Genomic DNA, 22678 nt, shown 5'->3' with positions numbered 1-22678 from the left:
CCGTATTGCGGCCCTGCCTACGCTGCGGTGGGGGTTACCAGTCGACCCCGGCGTAACCGAGTTCGGTGAGCAACGCGCCGGCTTCGTGTTTGAACGCGGCCTTGTCCTGCTCGCTCATCTCGTGTTGCCAGCGGCCCAGGGAACTGCGGCTCACCGGTTGGCTCACCTGCGCCGTGCTCGGTTCCACCGGTTCGCCATCGCGCTCTTTGGTGTGATGTGCCAGCACCGCCTCGTCCCACTCCTCGCCGAGGAACGCCAACACCGTGCGCATCGTCGCCTCGGTCTCGGTCACCAGGTCCTCGTAGCGGACTTCTAGGACGCGCCCGGCCAGACTGGGATGCATCGCCAGGTTGCGGGCCCGCAGCACGGTGTCACGCCAATGCCGGGCCGCGGCGGCCACGCTTTGCACATAGTCCAGCTTGCGTCCGGTCGCTGAGTCAGTCCAATCCATCGTCAGCAGCGAGCAGGCCACATCACGGCCGTCGCGCAGCATGGCGATGAATTTGGCGTCGGGAAAGATTTCCCCGAGCGTGATCATGTACCGCACGTTTTGCGGGGTTTTCTCCGCCCAGCGTGGTTTGCCTTGGGCGCGACGAAAGTTGGCCACCAGGTCTTCGACGAAGACGCGGCAGCTTCGCTGCACATCGGCCGGCGTGTTGCCGTAGCTTTCCATCACCTCGCGGTTTTTGCCGGCCAGAAACTTGTAGTGCTCGGCGACAACGGGCAGCACCATCAACTCAGGACCGCAGCAGATCCGCGGGTGAGCATCGAGCATGACCCGCATGAGTGTGGTGCCCGACCGCTGAATGCCGCCGATGAAGATCGGACCGTTCGACGCCAGGTTTTTGCGGGCGAGCTCACAGTTGGACTGGACCTGAGCCCTGTATTCGGCCGGGAGATTGGGGTTGGCCAGCAGTTTGTGGCACGCGTCGAATCCCTCGTCGAACTTTCCCAGCAGCAACGCGCAGTTCGCAAACTCGATGAGCAAGGTATGGTCGTAGACCACGTATTCGACGCAAAGGTCTTCTTTCGGGTACGGAAGCGACAGGGCGTGCTTGGCCAGCAGATACCCCGCCAAATAATTGTTCTCGCGCCGATACAGCCTGGCGAGTTGCAAAAGCGGCTCGGCACGCGCTGGACGAAGTGCGTGAGCCCGATAAAGTGTCTGCCGGGCCGCGTCCAGTTCGTTCAATTGCGATTGGACGACACCGAGACTGTACCGGGCGAGGTAGGTTTCCTCCGGGTCTGCACTGGCCATGGCGACTCTTTTTTCGAGATTCTTTTTGGCGAGCTCTAACTCTCCGGCTGCCGAATAGCCTATCCCCAGGTAATACCTATATCGACTGTTATCGGGGTCGTCCTCGAGGGCTTTTTCGAGGATTTCTGCTTCACGCAGGTATTTGACCCGCTCCGAGGCCTCGGAACGACCGGAAGAATCGCCCGCATGCGAGTTGCGGACATTGACAATCCCACTCAGCACCTCAGACGTCTTCGCATCCGCACAGGTGATGAACTCATGGACGACTCCCTGCCATTCCCAACGGAGATTATTGTTGATCAGGCCGTTGTATTTTATCTGCGCTGAACCCATCTGTCGCACATGGATGAAATAGCGATCTTTTTCCAAATCAGGAAACGCAAAACCCTCGGAGTATCGCAACACCTCATCGGCATCGATCAGCAGCAGATAGTCGCCCTTGCCGTTGGCGAACTCAAGAGCTTCATTGCGGTTGTGCGCGAAGTTCACCCACGGTCTTTCATAAAGTTCGCCCGGGATTTCGGCCATGGTTTCCCGGATGATTTGTTTCGTGTCGTCCGAAGATCCCGTGTCCACGATCACCCAGTAATCAATGAGAGGTTTCACCGAAGATAAGCAGTCTCCAATAACCTGTTCTTCATTTTTGACAATCATGTTCAAACAGACTGTCTTTCTGGGGCCGCCGACCGCGCTCAATTGCATTACTCCCTTTGCTTCTGGTCCGTCTGCTTCTGGCTACTCGTCCTGCAGCCTGGGATCGGCTTCCAGGTGGGTCAGGCCGTTCCACATCAGGTTCACCAGGTGCGCGGCGACCACTTCCTTCTTGGGCTCGCGGGTGTCGAGCCACCACTGGGCCGTCATCGACACCGAACCCACCAGCGCCTGGGCGTACAGCGGGGCCAGCTCGGGGTCCAGGCCACGCCGCGCGAAGTCGCCGGCCAGGATGGAGCTGACCTGGCTGACGGCGTCGTTGAGCAGGCTGGAGTAGGTGCCCGAACTGATCGAGGCGGGTGAGTCGCGGATCATGATCCGGAAGCCGTCGGTGCGCTCTTCGACGTAGGTGAGCAACGCCAGCGCCACACGCTCGACCCGCACCCGGGACCGGTTGTTGGTCAGCGACGAGGTGATGCCGTCCAGCAGCGCCGACATCTCGCGGTCGACGACGACGGCGTACAGGCCCTCCTTGCCGCCGAAATGCTCGTACACCACCGGTTTGGACACGTTGGCCCGCTGGGCGATCTCCTCGATCGAGGTGCCGTCGTAGCCGCGTTCGGCGAACAGCGAGCGCGCGATGCCGATGAGCTGGTGGCGGCGATCGCTGCCGGTCATCCGCGCGCGCGGCGACCGGACCTCCTTGTCCGGTTTGTCCGGCTCGGCGCCCAGCACAGCCACAGCGATCAGCGTATCGGTTTGCCGGCCGCGCGACGGACGCGTTGGAATCGAGTCCACAACCGGACCCCGCATTGTCTAGAGTTTGGGTGGCGCGGCTCCGAGTGGTGGCCGCGGTATGCGGTCCGTCGTGGTGTAATCGGCAGCACCTCTGATTTTGGTTCAGATAGTTCAGGTTCGAGTCCTGGCGACGGAGCCCCGAATAGGCCCCGCTCTTTGCTTCGAGCGTGCAGGAAATGCCACGCTTGACGGCGTGTCGGGGTACGGACACGCTCCCCCGCGGGCGGCGAGTACCCCGCTCGTGCGCCGAGGGTTGTAGGAGGGTCGATGTCGTTGCGTGGTGAGACCGCGGTCCTGGTCCTGGCGGCCGGAGCCGGCAGCCGCATGCGGTCGGACACCCCGAAGGTGCTGCACACGATCGCCGGGCGCAGCATGCTGTCGCATTCGCTGCACGCGATCGCCAAGCTGGCGCCGCGGCATCTGGTCGTGGTGCTGGGCCCCGACCACCAGCGCATCGAACCCCAGGTGGCCGCGCTGGCCGACAGCGTCGGGCGCCCGATCGACGTGGCGCTGCAGGACCGGCCGCTGGGCACCGGGCATGCGACGCTGTGCGGCCTGGCCGCGCTGCCCGACGACTACGCCGGCATCGTCGTCGTCACTCCCGGCGACACGCCGCTGCTGGACGCCGACACCCTGGCCGACCTGGTCGCCGCGCACGGCGCGGCCGGGCGCGAGCACGGGGCCGCGGTCACGGTGCTGACCACCACACTGGGCGATCCCAGCGGCTACGGGCGGATCCTGCGCACCCAGGACAACGAGGTGACGGCGATCGTGGAACACGCCGACGCGACCCCCTCGCAGCGGGAGATCCACGAGGTCAACGCGGGCGTCTACGCCTTCGACATCGGGGCGTTGCGCTGGGCGCTGAGCCGGCTGAGCTCCGACAACGCCCAGCAGGAGCTCTACCTCACCGACGCCATCGCCATCCTGCGCCGCGACGGTCGGGCCGTGCATGCCCGGCACGTCGACGACAGCGCGCTGGTGGCCGGGGTGAACAACCGCGTCCAGCTCGCCGAACTGGGCGCCGAGCTCAACCGCCGGATCGTCGCCAGCCACCAGCTGGCCGGCGTGACCATCGTCGATCCCGCCACCACGTGGATCGACGTCGACGTGACGATCGGCCGCGACACCGTCATCCAGCCCGGAACCCAGTTGCTCGGCGGCACCCGGGTGGGCGGTCGCTGCGTGGTCGGCCCGGACACCACGCTGACCGACGTGAGCGTCGGTGACGGCGCGTCGGTGGTGCGCACCCACGGCACGAAGTCCTCGATCGGTGACGGCGCATCGGTCGGGCCCTTCACCTACCTGCGGCCCGGCACCGTGCTGGGCGCGGACGGCAAGCTCGGCGCGTTCGTCGAAACCAAGAACGCCACCATCGGCGCCGGCACCAAGGTCCCGCACCTGACCTACGTCGGCGACGCCGACATCGGCGAGCACAGCAACATCGGCGCGTCCAGCGTGTTCGTCAACTACGACGGCGAGTCCAAACGGCGCACCACGATCGGCTCGCACGTGCGCACCGGTTCGGACACCATGTTCGTGGCCCCGGTGACCGTCGGCGACGGGGCCTACACCGGCGCCGGCACGGTGGTGCGCGAAGACGTCCCGCCCGGGGCGCTGGCGGTCTCGGCGGGACCGCAGCGCAACATCGAAGGCTGGGTACGCCGCAAGCGGCCGGGCAGCGCGGCCGCGCGGGCCGCCACGCAGGCCTCGGAGGCGGCGGCCAAGCCGGACAGTCGGGCCGCCCGGCCTGAATAGACCCAGCCCGAATAGACCCAGCCCGAATAGACCCAGCCCGAATAGACCCAGCCCGAATAGACACGGTGAGTTCGTTTCCTGGCAACCCGTCCGCACGTCGCTACCCGTCGCTACGTACGATGGGGCTTCTTCCAATTCGATCCCGAACGGCGGGGGCAGCACCGTGAGCCACGACTGGACCGATAACCGCAAGAACCTGATGCTCTTTTCCGGCCGTGCGCATCCCGAGCTGGCCGAGCAGGTAGCCAAAGAACTCGACGTCCACGTCACCGCTCAGGTCGCGCGGGAGTTCGCCAACGGCGAGATCTTCGTGCGATTCAACGAGTCGGTGCGCGGCTGCGATGCGTTCGTCCTGCAGTCGTGCCCGATGCCGGTGAACACCTGGCTGATGGAACAGCTGATCATGATCGACGCGCTCAAGCGGGGCAGCGCCAAGCGGATCACCGCGGTCATGCCGTTCTACCCGTACGCCCGGCAGGACAAGAAGCACCGCGGCCGCGAGCCGATCTCGGCGCGGCTGGTCGCCGACCTGCTCAAGACCGCTGGCGCCGACCGGATCGTGACCGTCGACCTGCACACCGACCAGATTCAGGGCTTCTTCGACGGACCCGTCGACCACATGCGCGGCCAGCACCTGCTGACCGCCTACATCAAGGACAACTATCCCGGCGGCGACATGGTGGTGGTCTCCCCCGACTCGGGCCGGGTGCGCATCGCCGAAAAGTGGGCCGACGCGCTGGGCGGGGCTCCGCTCGCGTTCATCCACAAGACCCGCGACCCGCGGGTGCCCAACCAGGTGGTGTCCAACCGCGTGGTCGGCGAGGTGGACGGGCGCACCTGCGTGCTGATCGACGACATGATCGACACCGGCGGCACGGTCGCCGGCGCGGTGAAGCTGCTGCACGACGACGGCGCCACCGACGTGATCATCGCGGCGACCCACGGCGTGCTCTCGGACCCGGCCGCCGCACGGCTGGCCGGGTGCGGCGCCCGGGAGGTGATCGTCACGAACACGCTCCCGATCGATGAGAGCAAGCGTTTCCCGCAGCTGACCGTGCTGTCGATCGCGCCGCTGCTGGCCAGCACCATCCGCGCCGTCTTCGAGAATGGCTCGGTCACGGGGCTTTTCGACGGGGACGCCTAGATGGGTGTCGGGGCGAACAAGACCGTCGTCTACCACAACCCGCGGTGCGGCACGTCCCGCAAGACGGTGGATTTGCTGGCGGACCACGGTGTCGAGCCGACGATAGTCGAGTACCTGAAGAACCCGCCGTCGCGCGACGAGTTGGCGACGATGATCCGCGACGCGGGCATCGACGTGCGCACCGCGGTACGCAGGCGCGAATCGCTGTATGCCGAACTCGGCCTCGCCGACGCGACCGACGACCAGCTGCTCGACGCCATGGCCGAACACCCCATCCTGATCGAGCGACCGTTCGTCGTCACTCCGAAGGGCACGCGGCTGGCCCGGCCGGCCGACGCGGTCCGCGAGATTCTGTGAGAGCACGGGCGATCCGGCTTCTGGCGGTGGTCGCCTTGGCGCCGGCCGCGGCGGCCTGCGCACCGAAGCCCCCCGATTTCCGCTCGATCCTGTCGACGACCCCGACCACCAGTGTGACCACGACGACCGCAAAACCCGTCCCACTGTCGCGGTATCTGCAGAGCATCGGCGTCACCGGAGAGCAGGTGGCACCCGGATCCCTGCCGGACCTGACGGTGACGATCCCCACGCCGCCGGGCTGGTCGTCGTTCACCAGCCCGAACATCACGCCGGAGACGGTGATGCTGTCCAAGGGCGGTAAGTTCCCGACCGCGCGGCTGGTGGTGTTTCGGCTGCGCGGCGATTTCGACGCGGCGCAGGTGATCAAGCACGGCAACGACGACGCGCAGCTTTTTGAGAACTTCAAGCAGCTCGACGCCTCGGGGGCGCCCTACAACGGCTTTCCGTCGTCGATGATCCAGGGCAGCTACGACCTCGACGGCATGCGGTTGCACAGCTTGAACCGCATCGTCATCGCCACCGGCTCCCCGCCCGCCGATCAGCGCTACCTGGTGCAGCTGACGATCACCAGCCTGGCCGACCGGGCGGTCGCGGAGTCGTCCGGCGTCGAGGCGATCATCCACGGGTTCGTCGTCGCGGCGAAGTGATCTTCACCGCGAAACTGCAACTGGCTGCGCGTTCCTCGAGTATCGCCGCCGGTGGTTGCACTCTCGCGGCCTCAGCTGTGGCGGCCGGCTTCCTGGACCAGCTGGACACGCCAGGTCACTCCGAGTTTGGCGTAGACATGGGTGAGATGGGTCTGCACGGTGCGCGGCGAGATGAACATCCGCCGGTTGGCTCGGCGAGCGCGACGGCATCGTGCAGGTCGGTGTCGGCCTGCTGCGGCTCGCCCTGGGCGAGGGCGACGCGGGCGCGCGGTCAGCGCCAGCATCTGGTGACAACCGGGTGCGACAGCGACGGTGTCGTCCGCCCAGCGTCGAGCGGCCACCGGATCGCCACAGCCCAGGGCCGCGTCGGCCATTCGGCACCACGCATCTGGTGAGCAACTCCTTCAACGGATACGTGTGCCGCCACGCCGAGTCGCAGGCCTGCTTGGCCGCGGCGGCGTCGCCCGCCGCCAGCGCGGCCCCGGCTTCCAGTGCTGCCTCGGCCGACTCGCGTGCCCCTGGAGTTCGACCCGCGCACTAGTAGACACTGAGGGCATGACCAACTGGACCGCCGCAGACCTGCCGTCGTTCACCGGCCGCACCGTGATCGTCACCGGCGCCAACAGCGGGCTGGGTGCGGTCACGGCCCGCGAGCTGGCCCGCACCGGCGCCGAGGTCGTCATGGCCGTGCGCAACACCGCCAAGGGCGAGGCCGCCGCACGCCCGATAGTCGGCCGGCTCGAGGTGCGCCCGCTCGACCTGCAGGATCTGTCGTCGGTTCGCCGGTTCGCCGACGGGGTCGACAAAGTCGACGTCCTGATCAACAACGCCGGGATCATGGCCGCACCCTATGCACTGACCGTCGACGGCTTCGAGAGCCAGATCGGCACCAACCACCTCGGCCATTTCGCGCTGACCAACCTGCTGCTGCCCAAGCTCACCGACCGCGTGGTCACCGTCTCCTCGATGGCGCACTGGCCGGGCCGCATCGACCTCGACGACCTCAGCTGGGAGAACCGGCGGTATTCGGCATGGCTGGCCTACAGCCAGTCGAAGCTGGCCAACCTGCTGTTCACCAGCGAATTGCAGCGACGCCTCGGCTCGGCGGGGTCGCCGCTGCGCGCCCTGGCGGCCCACCCCGGCTACTCGCACACCAACCTGCAGGGGGCCACCGGACGTAAGCTGGGCGACGCGCTCATGTCGGCCGCCACGCGGGTGGTGGCCACCGACGCCGACTTCGGCGCCCGGCAGACCCTATACGCGGCGTCTCAGGATCTGCCGGGCGACACGTTCGTCGGCCCCCGGTTCGGCTACCTCGGCCGCACGCAACCGGTCGGGCGCAGCCGCAGGGCGCGCGACGCGGCCACAGCCGCCGCGCTGTGGGACCTGTCCGAGCAGCTCACCGGCGTCAAATTTCCGCTCTGAGTCGCAGATGCGCTACCCTGGCCGGGCGTCACGGCGAGGGTGGCTGGCCGACCAGCCCCGTTATCGACGGAGACCGACTCATCAGTCGCGACCCTGGCCGTGCCCCCCAACCGGGTAACGAGCACACAGGAGCGATCATCATGGCGAAGGCACCGGCCAACAAACTGGCGGTCACGCAGCGGACCGAGACAGGTAAGGGCGCGTCCCGCCGAGCCCGCCGGCAAGGCAGGATCCCGGCCGTTCTCTACGGTCACGGCACCGACCCGCAGCACTTGGAGCTGCCCGGGCACGACTACGCGGCCGTGCTGCGCCACGCGGGCACCAACGCCGTCCTCACCCTCGACATCGAGGGCAAAGAGCAGCTGGCGCTGACCAAGGCGCTCGACGTCCACCCCATCCGCCGCACCATTCAGCACGCGGACCTGGTGGTCGTGCGTCGCGGCGAGAAAGTCGTCGTCGAGGTCAACGTCGAGGTCGAGGGCAATGCCGCGCCCGGCACGCTGGTCCGGCACGAAGCCAACAGCGTCGAGGTCGAGGCCGACGTGTCGTCGATCCCCGAGCAGCTGACCGTGTCCGTCGAGGACGCCGAGCCCGGTACCCAGATCACCGCCGGGCAGATCCCGCTGCCGGCCGGCGTCAACCTGATCTCCGACCCCGAGTTGCTGGTGGCCAACGTGGTGAACGCGCCGACCGCCGAGGAGCTGGAGGGCGAAGGCGGCGGCGAGGTCCCCGAGCCCGAGGTGGCCGCGGCCGAGGTCCCCGAAGAGGCCGGCGAGTAGGCGGCCCGGGACGTGGCCGAACCGCTACTCGTGGTCGGCCTGGGCAACCCCGGAGACAACTACGCGCGCACCCGGCACAACGTCGGGTTCCTGGTTGCCGACCTGCTGGCCGCGCGACTGGGCTCGAAGTTCAAGGCGCACAAGCGTTCCGGCGCGGAAGTGGTCAGCGGCCGGCTGGGCGGGCATTCGGTGTTGCTGGCCAAGCCGCGCTGTTACATGAACGAGTCCGGCCGCCAGGTCGGGCCGTTGGCGAAGTTCTACTCGGTGGCCCCGGCCGACGTCGTCGTCATCCACGACGACCTCGACCTGGACTTCGGCCGCATCCGGCTCAAGATCGGCGGCGGCGAGGGCGGCCACAACGGGCTGCGCTCGGTGGCGGCCGCGCTGGGGAGCAAGGAGTTTCAGCGCGTGCGCGTCGGGATCGGCCGGCCACCCGGGCGCAAAGATCCCGCGGCGTTCGTGCTGGAAAGCTTCACCAGCGCCGAACGCGCCGAGGTCCCCACGATCTGCGAGCAGGCCGCCGACGCGACCGAGCTGCTCGTCGAGCTGGGACTGGAGGCGGCCCAAAACCAGGTCCACGCCTGGTAATTCCCCGGGCGAGCAGACGCAAAAGCACCGCGACACGCCGATCGCGCGGTGATTTTGTGTCTGCTCGGCCGGACTAGGTGACCAGCGTGACCGACGTGGACCGGCGCAGCTTGCCCGACGGGGTCTTCGGGATGGTGCCCGGCCCCAGCACCACGACGTTGCGCGGCCGGACGTCGACCTCGGCCACCACCTCGTGGGCGACCTGGTGCTCGATGCGGCGCACCTCGGCCGGGTCCTGCCACGCGTTGGACTCGACGGCGACGGCGAACGTCTCGCGGGAGTGGCCGGCGTCCAGGCGCACCGCGACGGCGCAGCCGGGCCGCACCCCGTCGACGCGGCAGGCAGCGCGCTCGATGTCGGTGGGGTAAATGTTGCGGCCCGCCATGATGATGACGTCCTTGACGCGGCCGCACACCACGACGTGGCCCTCGTCGGTGAGATAGCCGAGGTCGCCGGTGTCGTACCAGCCTTGTTCGTCCTGGGCCGGGATGAACCCGCCCATGGTCAGGTAGCCGGGCGTCAGCGACGCACCACGCAGCTCGATGACACCGACGCCGCGCGGGGGCAGCACGTTGCCGTCGTCGTCGACGATGCGGGCCTCGAGGTCCTTCAGCAGGGGGCCGAGCGTGGCCAGCCGGCGGGTGTTGCCCTTGCTGGCGGGCACGGCCCGGCGCAGCGCGGCCAGCAGGTCGGCGTCGACCTCGTCGACGACCAGGCCGGCGTTGCACTCCGAGAACGACACGGCCAGAGTCGTCTCGGCCATGCCGTAAGCCGGCAGGATCGCCGAGGACCTCAGGCCGAACGGCCGGCCCGCGTCCAGCAGGTCCTCGACGTCGGCCGGCTCGACCGGCTCGGCACCGGACAGCGCAAAACGCAGGGTCGACAGGTCGAAGTCGCCGGGCCTGGCGTTGCGGCGCAACCGCTTCGCGAGCAGGGCGTAGGCGAAGTTGGGCGCCGCGGTCATGGTGCCCTGGTACTTGTCGATGAGCTTGGCCCACAGCAGCGTGTCGCGCAGGAAGTCCATCGGCGTGACCTTGACCAGTTCCGCGCCGAAGTACATCGGGATCGTCAGGAAGCCGACCATGCCCATGTCGTGGAAGCAGGGCAGCCAGCTGACCATGACGTCCTTGTCGACGTCGTACTGGGCGCCGATGAACATCGCCTCGGCGTTGGAGTAGATGTTGCGGTGGGTGATCTGCACGGCCTTGGGCGACCCGGTCGAACCGGACGTCAGCTGCATCAGCGCCAGGTCGTCCTCGCCGACGTCGACGGGGTCGGCGGGGTCCGACGCCAGCAGGTCGGCGACGGTGAGGACCTGGACACCTCTCTCCTCGAGCACCGGGATGGCCACCAGGAAGGGCTCGGAGACGATGACGGCCTTGGCCTCGATCATGCCGATGACGGTCATCGTGTCCTGGGCCCACACGGCCAGGTCGGTGCGCGGCGTGGGCTGGTGCAGCATGGTCATGCTGGCCCCGCGCATCCACAGGCCCTGCGCCGTGGGGGCGATTTCCACGGGGAAGCCGGCGAGCACACCGACCGCGTCGCCGAGGCCGATGCCGGCCGCGGCCAGGCCGCCCGCGATGCGACGCGCCCGCTCGTGGACCTCACCCCAGGTGTGCCGGACGGGTTCGTAGGGCTCGCCGGTGACCATGCCCGTCGTGGCGGTGCGGGCGTTCCGGTACATCTTCTCGGTAAACCTGCTCACAGAAGCCTCCTCGGTTCCGGCGCCGGACCCACGGCCCGGAATTTCATGTTCCGCCCGCCGGACGCCACGTGGTAACAGGCGCGCGAGCACAGTTGGAAAGCGGATCGGTCTCGAATCGGTGACCGGTCGAGGATCCCACGTGCGATCGCAGCCCGCCCGCCGAAGCGTCGGGCGGGCGACCGGGTGGAGGGGTTCTGCTTACCGCTGTTCGTCACCGCGAATCATCTTAAACTCCTCTTAAGTAACCTCCAAACTCTTGCGGTATTTCGGTTTGATTTCACACCTCGGTGGGCGCCGGCACCACGCGCGCGCCGGGCACCGGGCCGCTGGCGACGCGCACGGTGCGGCAGACGCCCGCCCCCGCCAGCTGGGCGCCGACGTCCACCGCCGAGCCCGCCGAGGCACACAGGAACGCGCACGTCGGGCCGGAGCCGGACACGATGCCCGCCAGGGCGCCGGCCTCCACGCCGGCGCGCAGGGCACGCCGCAGGGCCGGCTGCAGACTCACCGCGGCCGCCTGCATCTCGTTGCCCAGCAGCGGCGCCAGCCCGGCGGGATCGCCCGCGGCCAGCGCGGCCAGCACCGGGCCGGGCTCGGCCAGCCGGGGCGGGTCCCCGACGTCCCTGAGCCGGTCGAGCTCGGCGAACACCGCCGGAGTCGACAGCCCGCCGTCGGCGAACCCCAGCACCCAATGGAAGGTGTTCCGGGACAGCACGGTGGCCAACTCCTCGCCGCGGCCCGTGCCCAGCGCGGTGCCGCCGTGCAGCGCGAACGGCACGTCACTGCCCAGCTGGGCGGCCAGCATGCGCAGGTCGCGGCGGGGCACGCCCAACTCCCACAGCGAGTTCATGGCGACCAGCACCGCCGCCGCGTCCGCGCTGCCGCCGGCCATGCCCCCGGCCACCGGAATGGTCTTGTCGATCAGGATCGAGACGTCCGGGGCCCGGCCCACGTGTTCGGCCATCAGCTCGGCGGCCCGCCAGGCGAGGTTGCGCTCGTCGGCGGGCAGCGTGTCGGCGCCCTCGCCGACGAGCTCGAGCGACAGCACGTCGGCGTTGCGGACCGTCACCTCGTCGACCAGCGAGACCGCCTGGAACACCGTCGTCAGCTCGTGATAGCCGTCCGCACGGCGATCGCCGACGGCCAGGTACGGGTTGACCTTGCCGGGCACCCGCACGGTGACCGAACCGGTCGGCACCCACTGCGCCGCGGTGTTGCCGTCAGACATCGTCGGTCACGTCACCCACCGCAGCAGACTATCGCTGCCACCGCCCAACCACACGCGGCGGCGCCGCCCGGCGACATCGCGGTTCAGCCGGCGGGGGCCGGCCCGGGAACCTGCGGCACCGCGGCCCGCGGACCGCCGCCCGGGGTGCCGCCGGAGCCGCCGGAGCGCTGCAACAGTCGCACGAAATCCTCGACGGACAACGTCTCCCCGCGGCGCGCGGGATCGATGCTCGCGGCCAGCAGGCGGTTCGCCGACTCGTTGCCCGAGCCCGCCCACACGGCGAACGCATTGCGGGACGTCTTGCGCCGCTGGGCGAAGGCGATGTCCACCAGCTCGAAGACCCGCTGCCGCAACGCCGCGTCGGTCGGCCACGGCGGGTCGGGGTACCGATCGATGCGGATCAGTCCGGAGTAGACGCGGGGAATCGGCCAGAACACGGTCGGCGACACCGTGCCGCAGCGGCGTACCCGACCGAAGAAACGAACCTTGACGCTGGGCACGCCGTAGTCCTTGCCGCCCGGTTCGGCGGCCAGCCGTTCGGCCACCTCGGCCTGCACCATCACCGTCAGGACCTGAATGGACGGGAATTCGGCGAGCAGATGCAGCAACGCGGGAACCGCGACGTTGTAGGGCAGATTGGCCACCACCGCGGTGGGCTCGGCGGGCAGCTGGGCCCGGTCGAGGGTCAGGACGTCGCGGTTGACCACAGTGAGCCGGTGAATCTCGCTGTGCGAGTGCTCGGTCACCGTCTGGGGCAGCCGGGCGGCCAGCACGGGGTCGATCTCCACGGCCGTGACGGTGGCGCCGCGGTCGAGCAGGGCCAGCGTGAGCGACCCGAGGCCCGGGCCGATCTCCAGGACATGGTCGGACCGGCCGACTCCGGAGGCCGCGACCACCCGCCGCACCGTGTTGGCGTCGTGAACGAAGTTCTGGCCTAGGGACTTCCGGGGCCGAAACTCGAGTTCTCTGGCCAGCCGTCTGATCTCGGTGCGCCCGAGCAGCCGAATGGTCAGCGCGCACCCGCCCGGCCGCTGCATACCGGCCAAGCGCCCCAGCCCTGACGCTGCCGCGTCACCTCGGCGACGGCGATCTGCTCTTCCCGGGTGGCGAGGTCGGCGCGGGGGGCGAACCGCAGTCCGCCGCTGCGTTCCCAGGTGCCCTGGTCGAACTGCACGCCCCCGTAATACCCGTTGCCGCTGTTGATCGCCCAGTTGCCGCCGGCCTCGCAGCCCGCGATCGCGTCCCAGACGGATCCGTGGCTGACCGGCGGCACCTCGGTGCCGGGCCTGGTGCCCACCCGCACCACGGCCTCCCGCGCCGGCGTTATCACGGTGTTGGCGACGGGCAGCCGGCCCGTCTCGACACCGTTGACCGTGGCCACCGCGAACGTCACGTCCTGCGTGCCCGGGCTGCCCGGGTCCTCGACCACCTCACGGCTCATGTTCATGTCCGGGTCCTCGACGCGACGTGCGGGCGGCAGCAGCGGGATCCGCTCGGTGACCCGTTCGATCCGGTTGCGGGTCACCTCGACCTGCATGCCGTCGACGATCGGCGCGGTCGCGGGCGGCACCACCTGGTCGCTGTCGGCCAGCGGGGTCCCGGCGGCGCGCAACAGCCCGGCGACGTTGGCGGCCGGCAGGTGCACCGTGCGCGTCGTGCCGCCGTCGTTGATCTGGACCGTCTTGGCGCTGACGACCGGCAACGCCATCCCGGCCAGCGGAACCCGGCTGCCGCGCGAGGCCGCAGCCGGCGCGGTGTCGGTCATCGCGAGCTGGGCCAGCGCCTCGTCGACGGTGGAAGCCGTCGTCCAGACCTGTTTGGCGTCGCGGCCGTCCAGCGAGATCTGCAAGGGGCGGCTGCGGCGCAACACGATGTCGGCGGCGTCGTGGACCTGAACGTCCCCGGCGGGATACAGGTCGTCGCGCTCGGCGACCGTGAAGCCGTTCTCCAGGACGATGTCGCGCACGCGCGACTTCATGGTCGTCACCCGCATCGCGATTCCGTCGACGTTCAGCGTCACGGTCTTGCACGCGGAAACCGCGATCCCGCCGGCCACCGCCACGACCAACAGCAGCCCTGCGACCACCAGCCGCAACATCGGCGATTCATTTTGATGAAGTTTTGTCAAAACACTCAACGCGCGTCTACCCCGACCTCAGTAAGCACTTCACGACCTAATTCACCTGAAACCTCACCATGACAAATGGGCTGACAAACGGGCCCGGAGGCCCACCCGTACGATCACAAGACGGTAACGAACCGGCCAATATTGAGCAACTCCCGGGACGCGTGTCCGTTTCGTCAATTTCCGAAACGGGAACCCGCAACGGGCTCCAGCCCGTAGACCCGACGAGCGTTGCTCGTGGTCAGTTGCGCCAACTCCTCGGCCGGACGATGCACCAACTCAGCGATCGCCCGGACAGTATAGGGAAGGCAGTACGGCTCGTTGGGCGACCCCCGGTAGGGGTGCGGCGTCAGGAACGGCGCATCGGTCTCCACCAGCAGCTGCCCGGGCGGGATCAGGGCGACGGCCTCGCGCAGCGCGCGGGCGTTGCGGAAGCTGACCGTCCCGGACAGGCTGAGCAGCCAGCCGGCGTCCGCGCACCGGCGGGCCATCGCGGCATCCGACGAGAAGCAGTGGAAGATCACGGCGTCGGGGGCGCCCTCGGTGGCCAGCACGTCGAGCACCTCGGCGTCCGCGTCCCGGTTGTGGATCATCAGCGGCTTGCCGCACCGCTTGGCCAGGTCGATGTGCCAGGCGAACGCCTCGCGCTGCGCGGCGGGTTCCGCACAGCCGTCCAGGCGCCCGGGCCAGTACAGGTCCATGCCGGTCTCGCCGACGGCCACCACCCGGGGGTGGGCCACCAATTCCTCGATTTCCGCGCGGGCGGCATCGGTGAGCGCACCCGCGCGGGTCGGGTGCAACGCGACCGCGGCGTAGACGCGCGGGTCCCAGTCGGCGGCCCGGGTCACCCAGCGCGCCGACTCCAGGTCGTCGGCGACGGTGACCACCGCGACGACACCGACCGCCGCGGCGCGGTCGACGATCGCCGTCACCTGCCCGGCGTCGCGGGCCCCGCACGCGTCGAGGTGGGTGTGGGCGTCGATCAGGGGCGCCAACGGCGCCGGGGCGGGCGGCGCTTCTCGTTTGGCTGGTCGGTCAGAGCTCACGGCCACACAATAGGGTGGACTCTCGATGAGGCCCTACTACGTCACGACTGCCATCGCGTATCCGAACGCGGTGCCGCACGTCGGTCACGCGTACGAGTACGTCGCCACGGACGCGATCGCCCGGTTCAAGCGGCTCGACGGCTTCGACGTGCGCTTCCTGACCGGAACCGACGAGCACGGCCTGAAGGTCGCGCAGGCCGCCGCGGCCGCGGGCATTCCCACCGCCCAGCTCGCCCGGCGCAACTCGGACGTGTTCCAGCGCGTCCAGGAGGCGCTGAACATCTCCTTCGACCGGTTCATCCGCACCACCGACCCCGACCACTACCGGGCCTCCCAGGAGATCTGGCGGCGCATGTCGGCGGCCGGCGACATCTACCTCGACAACTACTCGGGGTGGTACTCGGTGCGCGACGAACGCTTCTTCTTCGAGGCCGAGACGCAGCTGCTCGAGGACGGGACCCGCGTGGCGACCGAGACCGGCGCCGCGGTGACCTGGACCGAGGAGCAGTCCTACTTCTTCCGGCTGTCGGCGTACGCCGAGCGGCTGCTGGCCCACTACGACGCCAACCCCGGCTTCATCGCACCCGAGGTGCGGCGCAACGAGGTGGTCAGCTTCGTGTCGAGCGGCCTGGCGGACATCTCGATCTCCCGCACCTCCTTCGACTGGGGGGTGCCGGTGCCCGACGACCCGGATCACGTCATGTACGTCTGGGTCGACGCGCTCACCAACTACCTGACCGGCGCGGGCTTTCCCGACACCGAGTCGGAGCTGTACCGCCGTTACTGGCCCGCGGATCTGCACATGATCGGCAAGGACATCATCCGGTTTCACGCCGTCTACTGGCCGGCGTTCCTGATGTCGGCCGGAATCGAGCTTCCCCGAAGGGTTTTCGCGCACGGATTCCTGCATCATCGGGGGGAGAAGATGAGCAAGTCGGTGGGCAACGTCGTCGACCCGGTGGCGCTGGCGGACACGTTCGGAGTGGACCAGGTCCGCTACTTCCTGTTGCGTGAGGTCCCCTTCGGCCAGGACGGCAACTACACCGAAGAGGCCATCGTCACGCGGATCAACACCGACCTGGCCAACGAGCTGGGCAACCTGGCCCAACGCTCGCTGTCGATGGTGGCCAAGAATCTGGGCGGCGTGGTCCCCGAACCCGGTGAGCCGACTGCAGCCGACACCGAGTTGCTGACGACGGCCGACGGCCTGCTGGAGCGGGTGCGCGCCGGTTTCGACTCCCAGGCGATGCATTCGGCCCTGGAGGCGATCTGGCTGATGCTCGGCGAAGCCAACAGGTACTTCTCGGCCCAGCAGCCGTGGGTGCTGCGCAAGAGCGAATCCGAGGCGGACCAGGCCCGCTTTCGCGCCGTCCTGTACACGACGTGTGAGGCGGTCCGCATCGCGGCGTTGCTGGTGCAGCCCGTCATGCCCGAATCGGCAGGCATGCTCCTGGACCTGCTCGGGCAGGCGCAAGACCAGCGGGCGTTCGCCGCCATCGGCACGCGGCTGGTCCCCGGCACGGCGCTGCCGTCGCCGACGGGGGTGTTCCCCCGCTACCAGCCGGTCGCCGAACCCACGTAGGTTGCCCCTAGGTCGCTTCGGCCACCATGACGTCGGCGGCGGAGTCATCCGGCCGGGCGTGACGCAGCGCCTCACGGGCGAGGAATTGGCGGAAGTACGCGAGCGCGCTCTCGTCGACGACGCCGACGAGCAGCAGCTCCCACATCCGGCCGGTGCGTCCGATGAGGTCCTCGTCGACGCCGTCGGCGCGAACCAGGTTGGAGAGCAAGCGCGTTCCGAGCATGGCACCGACGATCGACTCTCCGAGCATTTCCGGGTCGAGGTCCGACCGGAGGTCTCCCTCGGCGGTTGCCCGTTGCGCCTCCGCGGCCATCAGTTCCATCAGACCCGCGCAGAACCGCGCGGCCGTGTCGTTGAATCCGCTCAGGGCGCAGGTCAATTGCTCGGCGGCACGGGCCACCTTGTCCGCCCGCACCAGGTTCGCGATCGTGAAGGTGCCGTGGATCATGTTCTCCAGCGCCGGCGAAGACGCCCCGCACACGTTGCGGAAGGCGCCCAACAGTGTGTCCGATCCCTCTTCGATGATCGCGGACGCCAGCGATTCCTTGGAATCGAAATGGTGGTACAAGGCCCCCTTGGTCATCCCCGTCCGCTCGATGATCGTGCCCCAGGCGGCCGCCGCGTACCCCACGTCACCGAACACGTCAATCGCTGCATCGAGGATCTTCCGCCGGGTGACTTCGGATCGAACTTGACGCGCCATCGCTCCCACACCTCCGAAGTTCCGCGGATCTGCAAAGATTCCGGATCTCGGCGTCTCGTCTCCTGTTGTAAAGGAGCCAATCCTAGCAACTTGCCGTTGCAAAGGCCTCGATCGCATGGACTTGCCGTGTCGTTCAATCCGACTCCACGTTGCCCGGGCGGGTCTGGATGGCGAGCGCCGTACGCCGCCTGACGAATTGGCTGAAGTATTCGGCCCGATCGGGCTGCAGGACTCCGGTGAGCACGAGCGACCAACTCTTCTCCAAGTCGAGCAGGAACCGCTCGGGTTCGTCGAGGTTGCTCGTCTGCCGCAGCCCCATGTGCAGCGCCACAATGAGCCGACCCACATCCCTTGAGCCGCAGCGCTTGTCGACGTCACCGTCGGCGATCGCCTTCTGGACGACCACCGAGAGGGCTTGAACCCAGCCGTCGAACAGTCGCTCCTGCAGCCCCTCGTACCGCCCGACCGACTCGAGCAGGTTCAGCCCCGCCCTGACCCTGTCTACCTGGATGTCCTGGACGGCCAGCCGGTAGGAGAAGTCGATCAGCGTCTCCAGTCCCGAAAGGTTGCGGGAAAGCAGGTCTCCCACGGCAACGGTCCCCGCGGAGATCTGGTCCTCGACGAGGGCGACTGCCAACGCCAGTTTGGAGCGGAAGTGGAAATACATCGCACCCTTGGTCAGTTCGGCCTCGGTCAGGATGTCGTCCAGGCCGACGTCGTGGTAGGCGCGCTGAGCGAACTGATGCGAGGCGGCTCGCAGAAGCTGTTGCCGAGTCGTATCCGCGCGCCCGTGTGACGAGTTGTCGGTCATGGCGCCGGAATGTGACACGACGCCGCGACGCCGGCGAGGCGACCACTGCGCAAACGCTGAGTTTCGGGACGACGTCGGAGGGGGTGGGCGCCAACAGCCTTTACGTACACGATGCCCTCCTCGAACGGCCCGCACTCGTCGCGAGCGCTCACCGGCGTATGCGGACGCCTTCAGGCCGCTTCTGAGGTTGGCAGTGTGCTCTCACCCACGGTGTGTTGACAACAATAACCAAAGTTCCCTTCGAAGATAACCATTAGTAGGTTTTTAGCTCTATAAGATACCCTTTGTATGTATAGAAAACGGCCATGCGTCCGATAGCTTCGGGCGGCGCCGGTGCCCCACCCGCATCCGCGCGGGCCGGGCTCCAGCAGCGAGGAGAAGCCATGTCCTTCCTGAGCGGCCATCATCCGCGGGCAGGGCCGGTCGCCAAGCTGGAAACCCCGGGCCCGGCGGCGAACGGCGGCCACCGGTCCACATCCGCCCACTTCATGAAGACGGGCGGTTCTCCGGCAACTTGCCGACGTGCTGATGCTCGGCAGCGCTTCGCCCACCGGTGCGCAGGCCGCCGGCCCGGACGCACGCCGCCGACGACCGCGGTGTGCAATGCCGGACCCGCTATGCCGAAGCATTCGCCGGCGAGACGGCGGTCGTGAGTCACTTCGGCCCGCACTCGTTGAACGAGCCGGCGGGGGCGCTCACCTGTTGTGGGCCGGCGTCGTGGCGTCGCGCGGGACGTCCAGGGTGGCAATCGGATACATTCCCGACCCGTCCCGGCCGTCCCGGGCCAGCGCCATCGGCGCGTAGTTCACCACGTGCGACGCGCCGGGTTTGTGCTGCTGCCAGTCCACGGAGGCGCGAAGCGTGTAGTGCCCGGGCGCCAGGCCCGTCAGGTCGACGTGAACGGACTCGCTCGACGACGCGGGCACCGCCTCCTCGCGCGATTGGCTGGAGTCGTCGTGGACCAGCGTCTTGAGGTCGACCGTCGCCGGCAGGCTGCGCACCACCGCTCCGGTGAAGTCCACCAGCCGGTAGCCGGGGACCCAGTGCTCGGTCATGGCCGCCGAGCCGTAGTTCGTCCAGACCACCGAGATGCTGGCCACGCTGCCGCGCACGGATTGCGATCCCGGCTGCGCCTCGACCGAATAACGGTAGCCGGCGGCCGAATTGGCTTGTGCCCACAACAGATACAGGCCAAAGTCCATCTCCGTCGTGGAGTCCCGGTCGGGGAAGTCGATGCTGGACGTCATCGACACGTGATATCTGACCACGTCGTGCAGGCCCTTTTCGTAGTAGGACCGCGGGCCGGTTCCGCCGGGCAGCTTGCACCATTGCGTGATCACGGGTGCGGAGAGCAACCGCTGCTTGATCGCCGTGACGACCGCGTCGCCGGACTGGACGTAGTGGGAGTCGCCGGACTCCGCCCACGACGGCAGGGGCGACTGGACTCCCAGGCAGTCCGGGTGGATGCCCACCGGCCCGGACAGCTTCTTGGTGACGTCGTCGGCGAGCAGTTCGCGCACGATCTCGGGGTTCTGCGGGGCGACCACCAGTTGTGTGTGCGGGAACGCGGCCACGTTCGCCTCGACCAGCCGGCGGATGGAGGTGGCGGTGATGGTCTGATCGCGGGACTGGCTGTAATAGCCCAGGGCGACCGCGCTCTCGTCGGGGGCCGGGCCCGGCGCACCCAGCGCGTCGCGCGGATAGTCGATCTGGTTCTCCCCGAAGTCGCCGTATCCGGAGAACTCGAACACGGCGAGCCGCTCGTCGGCGTCGTAACGGCGGCCGAGCGCGGCGAGCAGCTGCCCGAACGCGTCCAGGTAGCCGGGGTCGTTCCAGTTCGGCACCACCTGCGTCACCCCGGGCGCCGAGCCGTTCGGCCGTCCGGGGTAGGCGGTGGCCGCGGGGCGCATCCAGTCCGGGATCGCGATGTTGGTGCTGTCGGGATAGGAGTTCCCGCAACAGGAGCTGAACGCGTACACGCCCAGAGTCAACCGCATGTTGCGGTTCGCCAGCTTGGTCAGCGCGTCGTCGATCGCGCTGAAATCGTACTTGCGGTCGTCGGGAGTGTCCGGCGGCAGCGTCCGCGGATCGGTGGGCTGCAGCTGCCGCCAGGAGACGCGCAGACTGGCGTCGTAGGACGCGGGCCATGCCGGATACCGCTGCTGCGCGGGATTGGCTTGGGGGAAAAGAGGGTTCAACAGATCTTCGTACTGCCCCCGCAGCGGATTCGGGATCTCCTGCACACTGGGCGGCATGGCGGGGCTGACCATGGCCGACAGCGGCCCGGGGTCGGGGTGACCACCACATCCGGCCAGAGCCAGCGCCGTGCCGGCGACAACGGCCAGCGCGCCGTTCCTCAACACCAATCCGGAGCTCAACACCGGGACTAGATCGCGCCCATCGACAGCGCCTCGCGGTCGGCGGCAACCGGGGTCACGACGAAATCCAGGATGCGCGGCACGGGCTCCTCCGATACGAAGCACCTGTCCCGGCCGGGTGCCGGGCGCAATCAGGTCGGTGGTCGTCTGCAAAGTCGGGGACCCGATACGCAAACGCACCGGGCGCGCCCAACTCATTATCTGTCTGGCGGGGTACGTCGGCCCAGGGGCCGGTCGCGGATGGGCGTAGCGCAGCCTAACACGCGCAACCCGCGCAGCTCGGGGGGATATTTCTGCCTCGACGTTGCCCTCGGCCCGACGGCGCCGACCGACACGCCCGCCCCGTCTACCCGCATCTGCGCCGGACGCCCACCACGCGCGAAGCCGCCCCTCTGTCAAGCTGGGGCGGTGCGCATCGACCGGCTCGACGACCTCGGCGCCGCACCAGGGGTGCTGCGCGCGATCGGCGACACCACCGGCCGGCTCGGCCTGCCGCCGCCGGCCGCGCTGACCGGTGACTGGTTCGGCGCTCGGGCGGTGATCGCGCCGAGTTTGTCGGTCCAACCGGTGGACGGCGCCGACGCGTTCGCCGTCCGCCAGGAGGACCTCCCGCCGGAGGTTTCGCAAGCAGTGGGCGGCGGCTGGATCGGGTACCTGTCGTACCCGGACGCCGGTGCCGACGGTCGGGCGAACCGGATCCCCGAGGCCGCCGGCGGCTGGACGGACTGCGTGCTGCGCAACGACTCGGACGGGCAGTGGTGGTACGAGAGCCTCTCGGGTGCGCCGATGCCGGACTGGCTGGCCGCCGCGCTGGCGGCGACACCGGTTCCGGCCCGTGAGTGCCGCATCGACTGGGACGTGGCCGACCGGGAAGCGCACCGCGGCGGGGTGATGGCCTGCCTGGACGCGATCCGCGCCGGTGAGGTCTACCAGGCGTGCGTGTGCACCCAGTTCGCCGGGACGGTCGCCGGGCACCCACTGGACTTCTTCGTCGAGGCCGTCGCGCGCACCGCCCCCGCCCGCGCCGCCTATCTGGCCGGACCGTGGGGCGCGGTGGCGTCGCTGTCCCCGGAGCTGTTCCTGCGCCGACGGGACTCGGTCGTGACGTCCAGCCCGATCAAGGGCACCCTGCCGCTGGACGCCTGGCCGTCGGCGCTGCGCGCCTCGGCCAAGGAGGTGGCCGAGAACATCATGATCGTGGACCTGGTCCGCAACGACCTGGGCCGGGTCGCGGTCGTCGGGACCGTCACCGTGCCCGAGTTGCTGGTGGTGCGGCGGGCGCCGGGCGTGTGGCACCTGGTGTCCACGGTCGCGGCCCGGGTTCCCGCCGGGTTGGCCACCTCGGCGTTGCTCGACGCCGCCTTCCCGCCGGCCTCGGTGACGGGAACCCCGAAGCACCGCGCGCGCCAGCTGATCTCCCGATGGGAACAGAAGCGACGCGGAATATATTGCGGCACGGTCGGTTTGGCCTCCCCGATCGCCGGGTGCGAGCTCAACGTCGCGATCCGCACCGTCGAGTTCGACGCGGTGGGCGGCGCCGTGCTGGGCGTCGGCGGCGGGATCACCGCCGACTCCGATGCCGACGCGGAGTGGCAGGAGTGCCTCTACAAGGCGGCTCCGATCGTCGGGTCGCCGCGCATCCCGGCCGCGGCGCCGGTCGGATGGTAGCTGAACGACCGGGGCACCGGCGGT

The 22678-nt window shown here is 68.8% G+C and carries 20 protein-coding genes, 1 tRNA gene and 1 pseudogene; 10 read left to right on the top strand and 12 right to left on the bottom strand.

All coding sequences use genetic code 11. The annotated features are described in order from the left end of the window. Positions 1-34: 34 nt before the first annotated feature. Together FPZ47_RS03070 and FPZ47_RS03065 are read right to left on the bottom strand one after the other, a co-directional pair. Entirely contained in the window at positions 35-1954 is a 1920-nt protein-coding gene (locus FPZ47_RS03070; RefSeq protein WP_168209343.1) for a sulfotransferase, read from the bottom strand. 39 nt (positions 1955-1993) lie between these two features. Continuing rightward, positions 1994-2587, bottom strand: coding sequence for a TetR/AcrR family transcriptional regulator (locus FPZ47_RS03065; RefSeq protein ID WP_144946014.1), 594 nt, complete (start codon positions 2585-2587; stop codon positions 1994-1996). A 184-nt stretch (positions 2588-2771) separates the two neighbouring features. Between FPZ47_RS03065 and FPZ47_RS03060 the strand changes: the two genes are divergently transcribed. The 5 genes from FPZ47_RS03060 (at position 2772) to FPZ47_RS03040 (ending at position 6613) form a co-directional block, all read left to right on the top strand. Next, positions 2772-2843, top strand: a tRNA-Gln gene (locus FPZ47_RS03060). A 131-nt stretch (positions 2844-2974) separates the two neighbouring features. After that, positions 2975-4465, top strand: a complete 1491-nt coding sequence (gene glmU / locus FPZ47_RS03055; RefSeq protein ID WP_144945859.1) for a bifunctional UDP-N-acetylglucosamine diphosphorylase/glucosamine-1-phosphate N-acetyltransferase GlmU — start codon at positions 2975-2977, stop codon at positions 4463-4465. 163 nt (positions 4466-4628) lie between these two features. After that, on the top strand, positions 4629-5609 hold the full coding sequence (locus FPZ47_RS03050) for a ribose-phosphate diphosphokinase (RefSeq protein WP_144945862.1): 981 nt from the start codon (positions 4629-4631) through the stop codon (positions 5607-5609). Continuing rightward, positions 5610-5966 carry an arsenate reductase (glutaredoxin) gene (gene arsC / locus FPZ47_RS03045; protein ID WP_144945865.1) on the top strand — a complete coding sequence of 119 codons (357 nt, stop codon included), beginning with the start codon at positions 5610-5612 and terminating at the stop codon, positions 5964-5966. Continuing rightward, entirely contained in the window at positions 5963-6613 is a 651-nt protein-coding gene (locus tag FPZ47_RS03040; protein ID WP_144945868.1) for an LpqN/LpqT family lipoprotein, read from the top strand. The genes arsC and FPZ47_RS03040 overlap by 4 nt, the downstream gene beginning before the upstream one ends. Positions 6614-6684: 71 nt before the next feature. On the opposite strand, the pseudogene FPZ47_RS03035 reads toward FPZ47_RS03040, so the two are convergent. Then, positions 6685-6795 (bottom strand): annotated as a pseudogene (locus FPZ47_RS03035) (LuxR C-terminal-related transcriptional regulator); the annotation flags it as partial. A gap of 373 nt (positions 6796-7168) precedes the next feature. On the opposite strand from FPZ47_RS03035, the gene FPZ47_RS03025 reads away from it, so the two are divergent. The 3 genes from FPZ47_RS03025 (at position 7169) to pth (ending at position 9405) form a co-directional block, all read left to right on the top strand. Further along, complete coding sequence (locus FPZ47_RS03025; protein ID WP_144945871.1) at positions 7169-8038, top strand: oxidoreductase; 870 nt, start codon at positions 7169-7171, stop codon at positions 8036-8038. 140 nt (positions 8039-8178) lie between these two features. Beyond that, a complete protein-coding gene (locus FPZ47_RS03020) occupies positions 8179-8817 on the top strand; it encodes a 50S ribosomal protein L25/general stress protein Ctc (protein WP_144945874.1) in 639 nt (212 codons plus the stop codon). Between the two features lie 12 nt (positions 8818-8829). Continuing rightward, positions 8830-9405 (top strand): aminoacyl-tRNA hydrolase, encoded by a 576-nt coding sequence (gene pth, locus FPZ47_RS03015; protein ID WP_144945877.1) that lies wholly within the window; start codon positions 8830-8832, stop codon positions 9403-9405. Between the two features lie 73 nt (positions 9406-9478). Here the strand turns inward: pth and FPZ47_RS03010 are convergent, their stop codons facing one another. The 5 genes from FPZ47_RS03010 to FPZ47_RS02990 form a co-directional block, all read right to left on the bottom strand. Then, positions 9479-11113, bottom strand: a complete 1635-nt coding sequence (locus FPZ47_RS03010; RefSeq protein ID WP_144945881.1) for a fatty acyl-AMP ligase — start codon at positions 11111-11113, stop codon at positions 9479-9481. A gap of 277 nt (positions 11114-11390) precedes the next feature. Next, the gene (locus tag FPZ47_RS03005; RefSeq protein WP_210419822.1) at positions 11391-12341 is read right to left on the bottom strand and encodes a 4-(cytidine 5'-diphospho)-2-C-methyl-D-erythritol kinase; all 951 of its coding nucleotides are present in this window, start codon (positions 12339-12341) and stop codon (positions 11391-11393) included. Between the two features lie 83 nt (positions 12342-12424). Continuing rightward, positions 12425-13378, bottom strand: a complete 954-nt coding sequence (gene rsmA / locus FPZ47_RS03000; protein ID WP_144946020.1) for a 16S rRNA (adenine(1518)-N(6)/adenine(1519)-N(6))-dimethyltransferase RsmA — start codon at positions 13376-13378, stop codon at positions 12425-12427. Then, positions 13351-14478: a resuscitation-promoting factor gene (locus tag FPZ47_RS02995; RefSeq protein WP_210419821.1), complete on the bottom strand. Its 1128-nt coding sequence runs from the start codon at positions 14476-14478 to the stop codon at positions 13351-13353. Before FPZ47_RS02995 ends, rsmA begins: the two co-directional genes overlap by 28 nt. A gap of 164 nt (positions 14479-14642) precedes the next feature. Further along, the gene (locus FPZ47_RS02990) at positions 14643-15518 is read right to left on the bottom strand and encodes a TatD family hydrolase (RefSeq protein WP_144945887.1); all 876 of its coding nucleotides are present in this window, start codon (positions 15516-15518) and stop codon (positions 14643-14645) included. Between the two features lie 19 nt (positions 15519-15537). Here FPZ47_RS02990 and metG point away from each other — a divergent pair, with 19 nt between their 5' ends. Further along, positions 15538-17094, top strand: coding sequence for a methionine--tRNA ligase (gene metG, locus FPZ47_RS02985; protein WP_144945890.1), 1557 nt, complete (start codon positions 15538-15540; stop codon positions 17092-17094). A gap of 7 nt (positions 17095-17101) precedes the next feature. Here the strand turns inward: metG and FPZ47_RS02980 are convergent, their stop codons facing one another. The 4 genes from FPZ47_RS02980 to FPZ47_RS30140 all read right to left on the bottom strand — a co-directional run bounded on the left by FPZ47_RS02980 (position 17102) and on the right by FPZ47_RS30140 (position 21117). Further along, positions 17102-17797: a TetR/AcrR family transcriptional regulator gene (locus FPZ47_RS02980; RefSeq protein WP_144945893.1), complete on the bottom strand. Its 696-nt coding sequence runs from the start codon at positions 17795-17797 to the stop codon at positions 17102-17104. Positions 17798-17930: 133 nt separating this feature from the next. Beyond that, positions 17931-18608 (bottom strand): TetR/AcrR family transcriptional regulator, encoded by a 678-nt coding sequence (locus tag FPZ47_RS02975; protein ID WP_144945896.1) that lies wholly within the window; start codon positions 18606-18608, stop codon positions 17931-17933. 695 nt (positions 18609-19303) lie between these two features. Continuing rightward, the gene (locus FPZ47_RS02970) at positions 19304-20986 is read right to left on the bottom strand and encodes a hypothetical protein (protein WP_425461721.1); all 1683 of its coding nucleotides are present in this window, start codon (positions 20984-20986) and stop codon (positions 19304-19306) included. Positions 20987-20994: 8 nt separating this feature from the next. Further along, positions 20995-21117 (bottom strand): hypothetical protein, encoded by a 123-nt coding sequence (locus tag FPZ47_RS30140; protein ID WP_281291718.1) that lies wholly within the window; start codon positions 21115-21117, stop codon positions 20995-20997. 277 nt (positions 21118-21394) lie between these two features. On the opposite strand from FPZ47_RS30140, the gene FPZ47_RS02965 reads away from it, so the two are divergent. Next, positions 21395-22654: an aminodeoxychorismate synthase component I gene (locus FPZ47_RS02965; protein ID WP_210419820.1), complete on the top strand. Its 1260-nt coding sequence runs from the start codon at positions 21395-21397 to the stop codon at positions 22652-22654. The last annotated feature ends 24 nt before the right edge of the window (positions 22655-22678 follow it).

This window comes from Mycobacterium helveticum (assembly GCF_007714205.1).
In the GTDB taxonomy this organism is placed as follows: Bacteria; Actinomycetota; Actinomycetes; order Mycobacteriales; family Mycobacteriaceae; genus Mycobacterium; species Mycobacterium helveticum.
Note: the sequence above shows the minus strand (reverse complement) of the source record. Positions and strands in the feature narration are given on the sequence as shown.